The organism is Streptomyces sp. NPDC054872, assembly GCF_053610705.1.
Map to the genome: position 1 here is coordinate 65,072 of NZ_JBSGYY010000001.1, position 13,658 is coordinate 78,729.

Below are 13,658 nucleotides of genomic sequence, written 5' to 3' on the forward strand. Positions count from 1 at the left end.
GTGGATCGACTCCTTGGGGTACGAAGGTCTGCCGGGGCAGACATGGTGCTGGTGGGGAGGTGCGGTTCAGCCACCCTGGTCGCCCCCGTCGCGGGGGGCGTTGAGCTCGGGTCCGGGCACCGGGTCGCGCATCTCCTGGGCGGCGGCGAGTCCGATGCCGCGCTGGAAGGCGGCCATCAGGCCCGGGTCGTGGCCGATGTGGTGCTCGCTCTCCGGGCGGGGCGTGGGCGCGTCCCGCAGTTGGGGCGCGATGTGTTCCTGGGCGCGCCGCTTGGGCAGTTGGGGCTTTCCCACCCGGCCGCGTACGGCGCTGCCGTTGAGCGGGGTCGGCAGCGTCCCGGTGTTCTCGGCGGCGGCCTGCCGGTCCTCCGGCCGGATGCCCGGCACGGCATCGGCCGGCGTCGGCCTGCCCTCCCTGCCCCGCACGGGCAGCGGGGCGGGTCCGGAGCCGTGCGTGAGGGGCGCGGTCGGCGGGCTCTGCGGCACGTCCCGCTGCGGCTGCTGCGGGACGGCCACCGGCTCCGGGTGGTGGGCGGCGGCGGGTGCCTGCACCGGTTCGCGTACGGCGCCGGGGGCTGCCGGGGGCGCGGTCTCCGGGGCTCGCTGTGGGCGGCCGGCGGCGACGGGCTCGGCCTGGGGCTCGGTGCCGAGGAGGCCCTGCGGCAGGATCAGTACGGCCTGGACGCCTCCGTAGATGTTGGTCTGGAGGCGGACCGCGATGCCGTGGCGCCGGGCCAGCGCGGAGACCACGTAGAGGCCGATCCGCCCGTCCTGGAGGAGGCTCGCGACGTTGACCTGGTCCGGGTCGGCGAGCAGGTGGTTCATCTTGTTCTGCTCGGTCAGCGGCATGCCCAGGCCGCGGTCCTCGACCTCGACGGCGAGCCCGGCCGTCACCAGGTTGGCGCGCAGCAGGACCTGGGTGTGCGGGGCGGAGAACACGGTGGCGTTCTCGACGAGTTCGGCGAGGAGGTGGATGACGTCGGCGACGGCGTGGCCGCGCAGGGTGCCCGCGATCGGCGGCACCAGCTTGACCCGCGAGTACTGCTCGACCTCCGCGATGGCCGAGCGGAGCACCTCGGTCATCGAGACCGGGTTGCTCCACTGTCGGCGCGAGATGGCGCCGCCGAGCACGGCGAGGTTCTCGGCGTGCCGGCGGATGCGGGTGGCCAGGTGGTCGACGTGGAAGAGGCCCTTGAGCAGCTCCGGGTCCTCGACCTCGTTCTCCAGTTCGTCGAGGATCGAGATCTCGCGGTGCACGAGGGACTGCAGCCGCCGGGCCAGATTGACGAAGACCTCGACCTTCTGTTCGCTGCCCGCGTGGCTGGAGAGCTGGGAGGCCTGCACCACGGCGGTGACGGCGACGTCCTGGGCCCGGGACAGCTCGGCGGCGAGCAGCCCGAATTCGTCGCCGTCCGGCGCGGGTGTGGCGGGAGCCTTGCGCGGGGGCGGGCCGTCGCCGCGGCGCAGCCTCTCGACGACCTCGCGCAGTTCGGCCTGTCCGCGCGCGGTGGTGCGGCGCAGGGTGCCGACGCGGTCGCGTACGGAGGTGGCGGTGCGGTCGGCGGCGACGGCGGCGATCACGACGCTGGCCAGGCTGATGGCACCGGCGGCGGCGAGGATGACGAGCAGCGCGGGTTCGAGGGGGCCGGGGGACGAGCGGACGATGAACAGCACGGCGGCAGCGGCGCAGAGCACCACCGCGACGGCGGGCAGTACGGCGATGCGCAGGAGCTGGGGCCGTATCCGGGCCTCGGGCAGCGCCGTGCCGGGTCGGCTCCCGGGCCTGCCGTGCCGCCCGCCCTCTCGGCGGTCTGCGCGGGCGGCCGGTGCACGGAGGTGAGACATCAGCGTCCTCGGTCGGGGAACGGGCTCCGGCGGGCGCGACGTGGGGGTTCGCGGCATCGCCGTACCGGTCGGGAGGGCACAGGCGAGATCGCTGCCATGATCCCTGCGTCGACCGGCGGACACTCACGGTAGTCATCAACGCTTCATGTGCGGGGGGCAGTTGACAAAGTCCGGCACCCTGCGTCCCGCTCTGGTATGACACGTCGCACGGCCGTCCGATTAACCGCCGAGTAAGTGTTCGACGGCCGTCGGCGGCGGGGGCGGACGCCTCACGAACGTCCCAATGTGGCACCCGACCCACCCGGACTTCGCAGAGAAAGGACAAGTCCGCATCCGTATCGGTGAAATACAGGGAGAACCCTGAGAGCCGCGCCTGTCGTACTGCAATATCCGTCAACACGAGAGTGATGGGCGACGTGGACGTGCACAGGTGTGGGAGAGATGCCTCTCTCCGCCCGGATGCGGGCGCGTCAGGTGAAGCGAGGCATCAGCGATGTCCATCGAAAGGCTGCGGGACGCCGGGAGTCAGCCGGGGTTCTTCCGTGAGTTGGTCGAATCCTCACAGGACGCGATCCTCATGAAGACCCTGGACGGGGAGATCACCTTCTGGAACGCGGCAGCGCAACGGCTGTACGGATACACACCCGAAGAGGCCGTCGGCAGGCATGTCGGCATGATCGTGCCCCCGGACCTCAAGGACGAGGAAGCGGGTCTGCTCGCGCAGATCGCCCGGGGCGTGCGGATCGAGCACTACGAGACCCGCCGGACGGCCGTCGGCGGCCGAGTCCTGGACATCGACGTGACCCTGTGGCCGATCCGCGCCCACGACGGTTCCATCACGGCCGCCTGCTCGATCATGCGCGACATCACCGCCCGCAAGAGAGGCGAGGCGGAGCTGACCGAGCTGCACGCGCAGCAGCGCCAGGTCGCGCTGGCCCTCAACCTCATGGGCAACGCCAAGCAGATTCCCGGCGCGTTGGCGGCCAGCCGCTATCTGCCCTCGACGCAGGGCCAGGGGGTCGGCGGGGACTGGTTCGACCTGATCGACCTGGGCGCCGGCCGGGTCGGGGTCTTCGTCGGCGACGTGATGGGACGCGGCCTGGACGCGGCCGTGGTCATGGGGCAGTTGCGCTCCGCGGGCCGCGCCCTGGCCCTGGCGGGGCTCCCGCCGTGCGAGCTGATGCGGACGCTGGACGCGTTCGCGCGTGATCTGCCCGAGCCGTTCGTCACCTGCGTCTATCTGGAGGCCGATCCGGCCCAGGGCGAGGTGACCGTGTGCTCGGCCGGTCATCTGCCGGTGCTCCTCATCGAGCCGGACGCGACCGTGCGCGAGCTGCCGGTGCCGACCGGGATCCCCCTGGGAGTGGGTGGCGTGCCGCACCAGCAGGTCCGGCTGCCGTTGCGGGCCGGCACCACGCTGACCCTCTACACCGACGGTCTGGTGGAGACGTCGAGCAGCGACATCGACCTGCGGCTGAAGCTGGTGACCAGCATGCTGGAGGACGTCTTCGCCACTGCCGCCGACCTGGAGAGCGCCGCCGACCGTGTGCTGCACGCGCTGCTGCCGGACACCGAGGCGTACGCCGACGACGTGACCCTGCTGCTCGTCAGCTTTCCCACGGCACCGCTGGACACCGCCGAGACGGACCTCGCGCACGAGACGGCCTCGATCCCTGCCGGGCGGCGGTTCCTGGGGGCGAGGCTGGCGGACTGGGGGCTCACGGCACACAGCGACACCGCTCTCCTGCTGGCCTCCGAACTGCTGACCAACGCCTACCGCCACGCGCGCGGGCCCATCAATCTCCGGGTGTGGCACAGCGTCCGCGAGCTGGGCGTCGAGATCACCGACCACACCACGCCCCGGCCGCGGGCCCGGCTCGCGGAGACCACCGAGGAGGACGGCCGCGGACTGCTCCTGGTCGAGGCCCTCGCCGACGCCTGGGCACCCGGCCCACCACCAGCGGCAAGACCGTCTGGTTCACCCTGCTCGTCGCCCCCGCCGGCCAGGGAGCTTCCCCTGCGGCGGCCCTGGCACCCACACCCGGCTGACACGGCTGCGGGGCGGCGCGACGTGCGCTGCCGCCCCGGCTCCCCGGGAGATGGGCGAACACGCGCCCTCCCGGCCTGCTGCTGGTTTCCTCCAGTCAACGCGGAGAGCTAGGCGGCCGCGGCGGGGCAACGTCGGCAGCGACCAACGGCTGCGGGGCGCCGCGTCATGCGCCCCCGCCCCGGCGCCCCGGAAGATGAGCGAACACGCGCCGTCCCTCCCGGCTGCTGCGGGTTTCCGTCAGCCGACACGCGCCGCCTCAGGCTCCCCGGTGGCCTCCCTGGGCCCGGTGGGGGCGGAGAGCTAGGCGGCCACGGCGGGGCAACGTCGGCTGCGACCAGCGGCTGCGCGGCGGCACGACGTGCACTGCCGCCCCGGCGCCCCGGAAGATGAGCGAACACGCACCGCCCCTCCCGGCCCGCCGCTTCTTCCCGTCAGCCGACGCGCGCCGCCTCCGGCTCCCCGGTGCCCTCCGTGGGCTCCGTGGGGGCGGAGAGTTCCGCGGCCGCGGCGGCGACGTTCGGCAGCGACCAGCCTCCCTCCGGCTCGATCGCGACGCTGCGCCACCACGGCTCCGCCGGGGTCGAGTCCGACGCGGGCTCGAACGGCTCACCCGGCACGGGCAGCGCGATCCTCGCCCCCACGCGGGCCGCCTCGGCGAGGGTGCCCTCGCCCGGCGCGGACCACGGGTGCGGCGCGAGGTTGAACGTGCCCCAGTGGATGGGCAGCATCACGCCGTCGGGACGCCCGCCCTGGAGGTCCAGGTGCGCGCGCACCCCCTCCCCGGGCGTCATGTGGATGTCGGGCCAGAACTCGCTGTACGCCCCGATCTGGATCATCGTGACGTCGAACGGTCCGTGCTCCGCGCCGATCTCCCGGAATCCGCCGAAGTAGCCGGTGTCGCCGCTGTGGAAGACGCTGTGCTCGGGTCCCGCGACGGCCCAGGACGCCCAGAGCGTGTGCTGCTGGTTGCGCACGCCGCGGCCGCAGAAGTGGCGCGCGGGCGTCGCCGTGAGCGTCAGGCCGCCCACCTTCGTGGCCTCGTTCCAGTCGAGCTCGCGCAGCCGGTCGGCGGGGACGCCCCAGCGCTCCAGGTGGGCGCCGACGCCCAGCGGCACCGCGAAGACGGTGTCCGTGCCCGCCAGGGCCCGGATGGTGGGCATGTCCAGGTGGTCGTAGTGATCGTGCGAGATCACCACGACGTCCACCGGGCCGAGCGCCGCGAGCGGCACCGGCACGGGGTGCAGGCGCTTGGGTCCGACCCAGGAGAAGGGAGAGCACCGCTCTCCCCAGACCGGGTCGAAGAGCACCCGCTGCCCGTCGATCTCGGCGAGCACACTGGAGTGCCCCATCCAGGTGATGCGCAATCCGCCGGCCGGGGGCACGGCGAGATCGGCGAGGGTGGTGGCGTGCACGGGGACGGTGCCCTTGGGCCCGCGCCGGATCCGCTCCTCCTTGCGGAAGTAGATCTTCGCGAACTCGAGCGTCGAACCGGTGGGCCGGGTCCGCGCCCCCTCGGGGTTCTGGAAGGACCCGTCGGCGAAGTTCGGCGATCTGTGGATCCTCGCGAGCCGCTCACCGGCCGGATCCGCGCCGAAGGCGGCGGTCCTGAGCGAGCGGAGCCCAGAGCTCAGCGAACGGGACACAGCACCTCCTGGAAGGGGTAGGTCAGATCTCCATTATGTGCACCGCCTCCGACAGCGGCTGCCCGGAGGGGCCCGCATCGGCCACGTGCGGGCAGCCGCGTGATGTACTCCTACTGATCCACCATTCAGTAGGAGGACGCTCCATGCCCCCAGTTCCGGCGCCGCCCGCCGTCCCCGCCACCGCCTCCGCGCCCCGCACGCCCCTCCTCTCCCTCACCTGGACCGACCACATCACCGGCCACCGGGGCTTCCTGGTCATCGACCGCCTCGTACGCGGTGTCTGCAGCGGCGGCCTGCGGATGCGCCCCGGCTGCACGCTCGACGAGGTCACGGGCCTTGCCCGCGGGATGACGATGAAGGAGGCCCTGCACTACGACCCCAGCGCCCGCTACATCCCGCTCGGCGGAGCCAAGGGCGGCATCGACTGCGATCCGCGCGCCCCGGAGGCGTACGGCGTCCTGGTCCGCTATCTGCGGGCGATGCGCCCGTACGTCGAGAGCTCCTGGACGACGGGCGAGGACCTGGGGCTGACCCAGGACCTGGTCGACGAGGCCGCGGCGGAAGCAGGCCTGATCTCTTCCGTCCAGGCCGTCTATCCCCTCCTGGACGACGAGACGGCGGCCCGGGAGCGCCTGGCGGACGCGTTCGCCGTGGAGGTCGACGGGATCGGCCTCGCCGAGCTGGTCGGCGGCCACGGCGTCGCCGAAGCGGTTCTCGCGGCCCTCGACCGGGCGGGCCACGCGCACGCGGGCGCGCGCGTGGCCGTACAGGGCCTCGGCACCATGGGCGGCGCGACCGCACGGTTCCTCACGCGCGCGGGCCTGACGCTCGTGGCCGTCGCCGACATCAAGGGCACGATCGCCAACCCGGCGGGGCTCGACGTGGAGGCACTGCTCGCCGCAAGGGACGCGCACGGCACGGTGGATCGCTCCGCCCTGCGGCCCGGCGACCGCGAACTCCCGGGCGAGGCCTGGCTGTCCACGGAGGCGGAGATCCTGGTCCCCGCGGCGGTGTCGTACGCCATCGACCGGACCAACCAGGCGCGGATCACGGCCCGTTGGGTGGCCGAGGCGGCCAACATGCCGGTGCTGCCGGAGGCGGAGCGTCTTCTCGCCCAGCGGGGCATCACCGTCCTGCCGGACGTCGTCGTCAACTCCGGTACCAACGCCTGGTGGTGGTGGACGCTCTTCGGTGACATCGGCCCCGACGCCGACGAGGCCTTCGCGTACACGCGCCGCTCGATGCGGGCCCTCGTCGAAGTGATGCTGCGGCGCGCCGAAGCGGACGGCACGACGCCGCGCGCGGCCGCCCACGCGCTGGTCGCCGACCGGCTGCCGGTGATCGGGGAGCGCTTCGGCTGGTACGCGAACGCGTAGCCGGAGGTGGGTAGGCTGCCCGGCGTGGCGAGAGTGCGGTTGAGCGTGGCGGACCGGCGGGCGGAGCTGCTCGCCGCCACCGTCGAACAGATCGAGGTGCGCGGTGTGGCGGCCGTACGCATCGCGGACGTGGCCGCTGCGCTCGGGGTGAGCAACGCGCTGGTCCTGTACCACTTCTCCACGAAGGAGAAGCTGCTGGCTGCGGCCTTCGCGCACGCCGCGGAGGCCGATCTGGCGCATCTGCGCGCCCTCCTGGGCCGCCGCACCACGGCCCTGCGCCGCCTCCGTGCCGCCGTCCGGTGGTACGCCCCCACCAGCCGGGCCAAGGGCTGGCGCCTCTGGATCGAGGGCTGGTCCGCCGCACTGCGCGAGCCCGCCCTGCGCACGGTGACGCGCGACCTGGACCAGCGGTGGAAGGCCGCCCTCGCGGAGGTCATCGGAGAGGGCGTCGCAGCGGGCGAGTTCACCTGCGCGGACCCCCGGGCCACGGCCCTGCGCCTGACGGCCCTGCTCGACGGCCTCGCGGTGCAGATGACGGCCTACGAGGGCGCGCTGCCCCGCGCCCGCATGCTGGCGTGGGTGGACGAGGCCCTGGTCCGTGAACTGGGCCTGTCCCCGGCCGAGTCGCCCTCCGCGGCCGCCCCCTTCAGGACGCCGACTTGATGTGCATCCTGACGGTGTAGGGGTCCACGCTCCCCTTGGCCTCCACATGGTCCCCCGACGACTCCCCGCGCAGCCGCCGCCCGAACCACGGAACCAGGTACTCGCGCGCCCAGTTGATGTCGTCGCGCCGCACCTCCAGCGTGCCGCGCGGCGGCTCCGGCGGCCACGGCTGGTCCGGATCCGCGGGGACCTCGAGGCCCAGGACCTGGGCCGCGCGCAGCGCCACACGGGTGTGGCCCTCGGCGGAGAGGTGCAGGCGGTCGCCGTCCCAGGCACGGCGGTCCTGGATGGTCTTGAGGGACCACAGGTCGAGGACCGGGCAGCCGTAACGGTCGGCGATCGCGCGGACATGGCCGTTGTACGTGGCGATCTTGCCGCGCAGGTGCTTGAGGACCGGTACCCCGCGGGTGTCGAACCCGGTGGTCACCATGACCGTGCCGACCGACGACGTGAGGTCGACGACGGCCCGCTCGAACCGCTCGGCGACCTCGTCCGGGTCGGTGCCGGGCCGGATGATGTCGTTGCCGCCCGCGCAGAACGTCAGGAAGTCGGGGCCCAGCTCCTTGGCCAGGGGCACCTGGTCCGCGACGACCTGGTCGAGCAGCTTGCCGCGCACGGCGAGGTTGGCGTACCGGAAGGTGTGCTCCGGCTGCCGGTCGTCGAGCAGCACCGCAAGGCGGTCGGCCCAGCCGACGAACGCGCCGTCGGGACCGGGGTCCCCCACGCCTTCGGTGAAGCTGTCGCCGACCGCTGCGTAGGAGGTGAATGTGTCAGGAATGAAGGTTGTCGACTCTGCTCTCACGTCGTCACATCTTTCACCTCACCAAGTGACCTACGCCACCGTAGGGAGGGGTTGACGGGGGGTGAGATAAGCCACCGGTCAAGTTTCGTCCAAGCCAGGAATAGACGGACAACGCGTCGCCGTCATGAGGGCGTTCACCTGTGAGGCAACGCTCACGCACCGGCAGTGATTGCCTCAGGTACCCGTGTCGTATGGTCGAAGTCCCACCCCGACCGGCGAGTCGCGCCGGCGCCCGGACCGGAGGAGCCCCCGTGACGCAGCAGGTCCCGCCGACAGAGCTGACGACGACCGAGCAGGCGGAGCCCGAGCTGGCCGGAGTCCGCAACTTCCGTGACGTGGGCGGGCTTCCGACCGTGGACGGCCGCCGGGTCCGCCACGGCCGGCTCTTCCGCAGCGGTCACCTCGCGCATGCCACCGCGTCCGACGCCGCCTTCCTCTCCACCCTGGGCCTGCACACGATCTACGACTTCCGCAACGCGGCCGACCAGCGGCTTGAAGGCCCTGACGTCGAGCTGCCCGGCGTACGCAACGTGAACCTGCCGCTGACCGACCCGGCCCACGGCGCCGAGTTCTGGACGATGGTCCGCGACGGCGACCTGGACCAGCTGCGCGCGGCGCTCTCCGAAGGGCAGGCCGCGGGGCGCCTCTCCGACACGTACCGCGAGATCATCAGGGACCGCACCGCCGAGCACAGCCGGGTGCTGCACGAGATGGCCGCGGACAGCGTGCCCGCCCTGATGCACTGCGCGGCGGGCAAGGACCGCGCGGGCCTCTCGATAGCCGTCACGCTTCTTGCCGTCGGCGTCGAGCGCGACGCCATCGAGGCGGACTACCTGGAGTCGAACGCCACCCACCGCCGCTACAAGGTGCGCCGCAGCGACAGCTCCCCGGGCGCGATGTCCCCCGAGGTCATGCAGCTGCTCAGCCCGCTCTTCGAGGCCCGTGCCGAATATCTGGCCGCGGCCTTCGACACGATCGAGCAGACCTGGGGCGACACGGAGACCTACCTCGCCGAGGGGCTCGAGCTGGCCCCCGCGACCCGTGAGCGGCTGCGCGAACACCTCCTGGACTGACGCTCCCCGCCGGCCTCACCGTCACTGGTTCTGCGCGCCCAGCGTGAACAGCAGGTAGATGAAGGCCGCGAACACGTGGCCCACGGCCACGTAGACGATCAGCCGGATCCAGAGCCCGCGGGGGAACTTCTCCTCCATGGACATGGCCTTCTTGGCGGGGGCGGCCTGCTCGGGCTGCCGCTCTTCGGGTTCCGTCATCGCGTGTCTCCCGGGGTGGGGCTGTGCGGGGCCCCGCCGAGGCACAGCGCGGTGGCGGGGCTCTGCAGCAGGGTGTGGACGAAGAGAAGGTCAGTGCCGAGGTGGTCGGCTGCGGCGATCCGGTGCGGGGTCAGCGAGTCGAAGTGCGCGCTGTCCCCCGGTTCGAGCGTGTACGTGGTGTCGCCGAGCCGCAGCCGAAGGCGCCCCTGAAGGACGTACAGCCACTCCTCGCCGGGGTGGACGCGCACGATGTCGCCCTGCGCCCCGTGCGGCACGTGCACCCGCAGTGCCTGCATGCCCCGGGCCTGCGCGCCCGCCTGCCAGTAGGTCCAGCCGCCCGCCCGCGTCGGTTCCATGTCCGAGGCGCGGACGATCGCGTCCCGGTCGGCGGGCTTCTCGCCGAGGAGCTCCGAGACCGTCGTACCGTAGGTTCGGGCGAGGGCGAGCAGCATCGGCAGCGACGGCTGGCGCTGCCCGGTCTCCAGGCGGGAGAGATGGGCGGGCGAGAGCCCGGCGGTGCGGGCCGCGGCCTCCAGCGTCAGCGCGGCACGGCGTCGCAGCTCACGCAGTTGCGGGGCGACGGCGGGCAGAGCCTCGGCGGCCTCCGGGTCGAGCGGTTCTGGCTCGGCATTGCTCATACCTTGATTGAGCCAGGCTCTTGCCCCCGAGGCAACTTTCTTGCCTCAGAGGCAAAGCCCTGGAGCCCCGGGTTCAGCGGTTCGCGACCGCCTGTTTCACCAGTGTCCTGCCGAAGTCCCACATCAGCCCGCCCCCGCTGTGCGCCTCGTCCATCACGGCGGTGAAGGCCTCCACGAACCGGTCGACCTCACGCTCCCCGACGGTCAACGGCGGGATCAGTTTGATGACCTCCAGATGGTCGCCGGAGACCTGGGTGAGGATGCGGTGCTTCTGCAGCAGCGGCACGACGACCATCTGCGCGAAGAGCCCCTTCCGCGCCGCCTGCAGCATGGTCCAACGGCCGCGCAGCTTCAGTGACTTGGGGCGCCCGAACTCGATGCCGACCATCAGGCCCCGGCCGCGTACCTCGCTCAGGAGCTCGTAGCGGTCGACGAGTGCGCCGAGCCGCGTCTTCAGGAGTTCACCGGTCACGCGCGCGTTCTCGACGATCTTCTCGTCCTCCATGACGGCCAGGACCGCGAGCCCCGCCGCCATGGCCTGCGCGTTGGACCCGAAGCTCGCCGAGTGCACGAGCACCCGGTCCATCGACGAGTAGACCTTCTTGAAGATCCAGTCCTTGCCCAGGGTCGCGCCCACCGGCACATAGCCGCCGGACAGCGCCTTCGCGACGCACACCAGGTCGGGCTCGACGCCTTCCTCGTGCTGGTAGGCGTAGAAGTCACCCGTCCTGCCGAGGCCCGTCTGCACCTCGTCGGCGATGAGCAGCGCCTTGTGCCTGCGCAGCAGCTCCTGGGCGGCGAGCAGATAGCCGGGCGGCGTCTCGTGCACGCCCTTGCCCTGGATGGGCTCCACGATGAGCCCGGCCACGTCCCCCTTGGCCAGCTCCGCGCGCAGGGCGTCCAGGTCGCCGAGCGGGACGGCGGTGTCGGGCAGCAGGGGCGCGAACCCGTCCCGGAAGCCCGACTCGCCGTTGACCGAGAGCGAGCCGGTGGTCAGGCCGTGGAAGGCGTGCGTGCAGTAGAGCACCCTCGGCCTGCCCGTCGCGTACCGCGCGAACTTCAGCGCCGTCTCGACGGCCTCCGTGCCGCTGTTGCCGAAGAAGACCCGGTCCAGGTGCGGGCTGTGGGTGAGCAGCTTCTCGGCGAGCAGGCCGGGCAGCGGCTGGCAGTCGAAGCGCGTCAGGTCGGCGAGCGAGGCGTCCAGGACGTCGTGCAGCGCCTTGCGTACGACGGGGTGGTGGCGGCCCAGGCCCATCACCCCGAAGCCCGCGAGCATGTCGAGGTAGTCGTTGCCTTCCGCGTCCCAGAAGTACGCGCCCTCGGCCCGTTCGTAGACCTTGTCGAAGCCGATGGTGTGCAGCATGCGCGGCAGCTGATGGTTCAGATGCCGCGCATGCAGTTCGTAGCGCTCGGCGCCCCGCTCGGCGAGGAGTCTGCCGAGGTCGAACTCCTTGGTCATGCTCCGTGCTCCTTGGCTGCCAGTGTGGCACTGATCCGCCCCGCGATCTCGACGGGGGTGAGCCCGATGTCCGCGAGTACCTCGGCCCGTTTCGCGTGCGCGAGGAACTGCTCGGGGATGCCGAACCGCCTTATGGGGACGTCGACTTCGGCATCGCCAAGGGCGAGGGCGATCGCCGCGCCGACCCCGGATGCCCGGCTGTTGTCCTCCACGACCCCCACGACCCGGTGCCGCGCGGCGAGTGCGGGCAGCTCGGCGTCGACCGGCTTGACCCAGCGCGGGTCGACCACGGTGCAGGTCAGGCCCCGCTCGCGCAGCAGCTCCGCCGCCTGCAGGCAGACGGGCGCCATCACGCCGATCGCCACCAACAGCACGTCCGCGCCGGCGACTTGGCTTCCTTGATTGCCTTGGGGGTCCTGGCTCAGTACGTCCATGCCGCCGATCCGGTCCACCGCGGGAATGGCGGGCCCCACCGACTCCTTGGGGAAGCGAAGCAGCGTCGGCGCGTCGTCCACTGCCACCGCCTCTCGCAGCTGCGCGCGCAGTTGGTCGGCGTCGCGCGGCGCTGCGATCCGCAGGCCCGGCACGACCTGGAGGATCGACATGTCCCACATGCCGTTGTGCGAGGCCCCGTCGACACCTGTGACGCCGGCCCGGTCCAGGACGAAGGTGACACCGCACTCGTGCAGCGCGACGTCCATCAGAAGCTGGTCGAAGGCCCGGTTGAGGAAGGTGGCGTAGACGGCGACGACGGGGTGCAGGCCTCCTGTCGCGAGTCCGGCGGCCGACACGGTGGCGTGCTGTTCCGCGATGCCGACGTCCCACACCCGGTCGGGGTAGGACTGGGCGAACTTCGTCAGGCCGACCGGGCCCAGCATGGCCGCGGTGATCGCGACCACGTCTTCCCGCTCGGCACCGATGCGGACGATCTCGTCGCCGAACACCGAGGTCCAGGAGGGGCCGTTGGAGGGGGCGAGCGGCTCGCAGGTCAGCGGGTTCATCACCCCGACCGTGTGGAAGCGGTCGGCCTCGTCGGCGAGCGCGGGTTCGTAGCCGCGGCCCTTCTCGGTGAGGCAGTGGACGATCACGGGGCCGTGGAAGCGTTTCGCACGTCGCAGTGCCGACTCCACGGCACCGGTGTCGTGCCCGTCGATCGGCCCGACGTACTTCAGGCCCAGGTCCTCGAACATGCCCTGCGGCGCGAAGGCGTCCTTGAACCCCTTCTTGGCGCCGTGCAGCGACTCGTACAGCGTGTGCCCGACGACGGGTGTGCGCTGGAGTATGTCCTTGCCCCAGGCCAGGACCTGTTCGTAGCTGTCGGTCGTGCGGAGCGTGGCGAGGTGGTCGGCGAGTCCGCCGATGGTGGGGGCGTACGAACGCTCGTTGTCGTTGACGACGATGATCAACGGCCGGTCCTTCGCGGCCGCGATGTTGTTGAGCGCCTCCCATGCCATGCCGCCGGTCAGCGCGCCGTCGCCGATGACGCCGACGACATGGCCCCGCTCCCCCAGGACCTGGCGCGCCTTGGCCAGGCCGTCGGCCCAGCCGAGCGCCGTCGACGCGTGGCTGTTCTCGACGATGTCGTGCTCGGACTCCGCCCGCGAGGGGTAGCCGGACAGGCCGCCTTTGCCGCGCAGCTTGGAGAAGTCCTGTCGGCCGGTCAGGAGTTTGTGCACGTAGCTCTGGTGACCGGTGTCCCACACGATGCGGTCGACCGGCGACTCGAAGACCCGGTGAAGGGCGATGGAGAGTTCCACCACCCCCAGATTGGGGCCGAGGTGACCCCCGGTTCTGGCGACCGCGTGCACCAGGAACTCCCGGATCTCCTCGGCCAGTTCGTCGAGCTCTTCCTCGGTCAGCGCCTTCAGGTCACGCGGCCCCCGGATGGATTCCAGAATGGTCATGCTCGGC

Annotated in this window: 11 protein-coding genes; 4 read left to right on the forward strand and 7 right to left on the reverse strand. The window is 72.0% G+C overall.

Annotated elements, in window-relative coordinates:
* Positions 1–66: 66 nt before the first annotated feature.
* Entirely contained in the window at positions 67–1,845 is a 1,779-nt protein-coding gene (locus tag ACWGIH_RS00285; RefSeq protein WP_453447396.1) for an ATP-binding protein, read from the reverse strand.
* A gap of 493 nt (positions 1,846–2,338) precedes the next feature.
* Here ACWGIH_RS00285 and ACWGIH_RS00290 point away from each other — a divergent pair, with 493 nt between their 5' ends.
* Positions 2,339–4,006, forward strand: coding sequence for a SpoIIE family protein phosphatase (locus tag ACWGIH_RS00290; RefSeq protein WP_453447394.1), 1,668 nt, complete (start codon positions 2,339–2,341; stop codon positions 4,004–4,006).
* 320 nt (positions 4,007–4,326) lie between these two features.
* Here ACWGIH_RS00290 and ACWGIH_RS00295 read toward each other — a convergent pair whose 3' ends face one another.
* Positions 4,327–5,538: an MBL fold metallo-hydrolase gene (locus ACWGIH_RS00295; protein WP_453447393.1), complete on the reverse strand. Its 1,212-nt coding sequence runs from the start codon at positions 5,536–5,538 to the stop codon at positions 4,327–4,329.
* Positions 5,539–5,681: 143 nt separating this feature from the next.
* Here ACWGIH_RS00295 and ACWGIH_RS00300 point away from each other — a divergent pair, with 143 nt between their 5' ends.
* Together ACWGIH_RS00300 and ACWGIH_RS00305 are read left to right on the forward strand one after the other, a co-directional pair.
* Complete coding sequence (locus ACWGIH_RS00300; RefSeq protein ID WP_453447391.1) at positions 5,682–6,914, forward strand: Glu/Leu/Phe/Val dehydrogenase dimerization domain-containing protein; 1,233 nt, start codon at positions 5,682–5,684, stop codon at positions 6,912–6,914.
* Positions 6,915–6,938: 24 nt separating this feature from the next.
* Positions 6,939–7,577 carry a TetR/AcrR family transcriptional regulator gene (locus ACWGIH_RS00305; RefSeq protein WP_453447389.1) on the forward strand — a complete coding sequence of 213 codons (639 nt, stop codon included), beginning with the start codon at positions 6,939–6,941 and terminating at the stop codon, positions 7,575–7,577.
* Here the strand turns inward: ACWGIH_RS00305 and ACWGIH_RS00310 are convergent.
* Positions 7,561–8,379, reverse strand: coding sequence for an SGNH/GDSL hydrolase family protein (locus ACWGIH_RS00310; protein ID WP_453447387.1), 819 nt, complete (start codon positions 8,377–8,379; stop codon positions 7,561–7,563). The two genes, ACWGIH_RS00305 and ACWGIH_RS00310, sit on opposite strands and share 17 nt — an antisense overlap.
* 251 nt (positions 8,380–8,630) lie before the next feature.
* Here ACWGIH_RS00310 and ACWGIH_RS00315 point away from each other — a divergent pair, with 251 nt between their 5' ends.
* A complete protein-coding gene (locus ACWGIH_RS00315; protein WP_453447386.1) occupies positions 8,631–9,452 on the forward strand; it encodes a tyrosine-protein phosphatase in 822 nt (273 codons plus the stop codon).
* Positions 9,453–9,473: 21 nt separating this feature from the next.
* On the opposite strand, the gene ACWGIH_RS00320 is transcribed toward ACWGIH_RS00315, so the two are convergent.
* From ACWGIH_RS00320 to dxs, 4 genes are all read right to left on the reverse strand, one after another.
* On the reverse strand, positions 9,474–9,590 hold the full coding sequence (locus tag ACWGIH_RS00320) for a DUF6126 family protein (protein WP_453447482.1): 117 nt from the start codon (positions 9,588–9,590) through the stop codon (positions 9,474–9,476).
* A 56-nt stretch (positions 9,591–9,646) separates the two neighbouring features.
* Positions 9,647–10,288 (reverse strand): helix-turn-helix domain-containing protein, encoded by a 642-nt coding sequence (locus tag ACWGIH_RS00325; RefSeq protein ID WP_453447384.1) that lies wholly within the window; start codon positions 10,286–10,288, stop codon positions 9,647–9,649.
* A gap of 73 nt (positions 10,289–10,361) precedes the next feature.
* Positions 10,362–11,747, reverse strand: coding sequence for an aspartate aminotransferase family protein (locus ACWGIH_RS00330; RefSeq protein WP_453447382.1), 1,386 nt, complete (start codon positions 11,745–11,747; stop codon positions 10,362–10,364).
* The gene (dxs, locus tag ACWGIH_RS00335) at positions 11,744–13,651 is read right to left on the reverse strand and encodes a 1-deoxy-D-xylulose-5-phosphate synthase (protein ID WP_453447380.1); all 1,908 of its coding nucleotides are present in this window, start codon (positions 13,649–13,651) and stop codon (positions 11,744–11,746) included. Before dxs ends, ACWGIH_RS00330 begins: the two co-directional genes overlap by 4 nt.
* Positions 13,652–13,658: the final 7 nt, after the last annotated feature.

What these genes read in the sequence shown, in the direction of transcription:
- ACWGIH_RS00300 (WP_453447391.1), top strand. Translation starts at nt 5,682, where the DNA reads ATGCCCCCAGTTCCGGCGCCGCCCGCCGTCCCCGCCACCGCCTCCGCG.
- ACWGIH_RS00320 (WP_453447482.1), bottom strand. Translation starts at nt 9,590, where the DNA reads ATGGAGGAGAAGTTCCCCCGCGGGCTCTGGATCCGGCTGATCGTCTAC.
- ACWGIH_RS00290 (WP_453447394.1), top strand. Translation starts at nt 2,339, where the DNA reads ATGTCCATCGAAAGGCTGCGGGACGCCGGGAGTCAGCCGGGGTTCTTC.
- ACWGIH_RS00330 (WP_453447382.1), bottom strand. Translation starts at nt 11,747, where the DNA reads ATGACCAAGGAGTTCGACCTCGGCAGACTCCTCGCCGAGCGGGGCGCC.
- ACWGIH_RS00285 (WP_453447396.1), bottom strand. Translation starts at nt 1,845, where the DNA reads ATGTCTCACCTCCGTGCACCGGCCGCCCGCGCAGACCGCCGAGAGGGC.
- ACWGIH_RS00325 (WP_453447384.1), bottom strand. Translation starts at nt 10,288, where the DNA reads ATGAGCAATGCCGAGCCAGAACCGCTCGACCCGGAGGCCGCCGAGGCT.
- dxs (WP_453447380.1), bottom strand. Translation starts at nt 13,651, where the DNA reads ATGACCATTCTGGAATCCATCCGGGGGCCGCGTGACCTGAAGGCGCTG.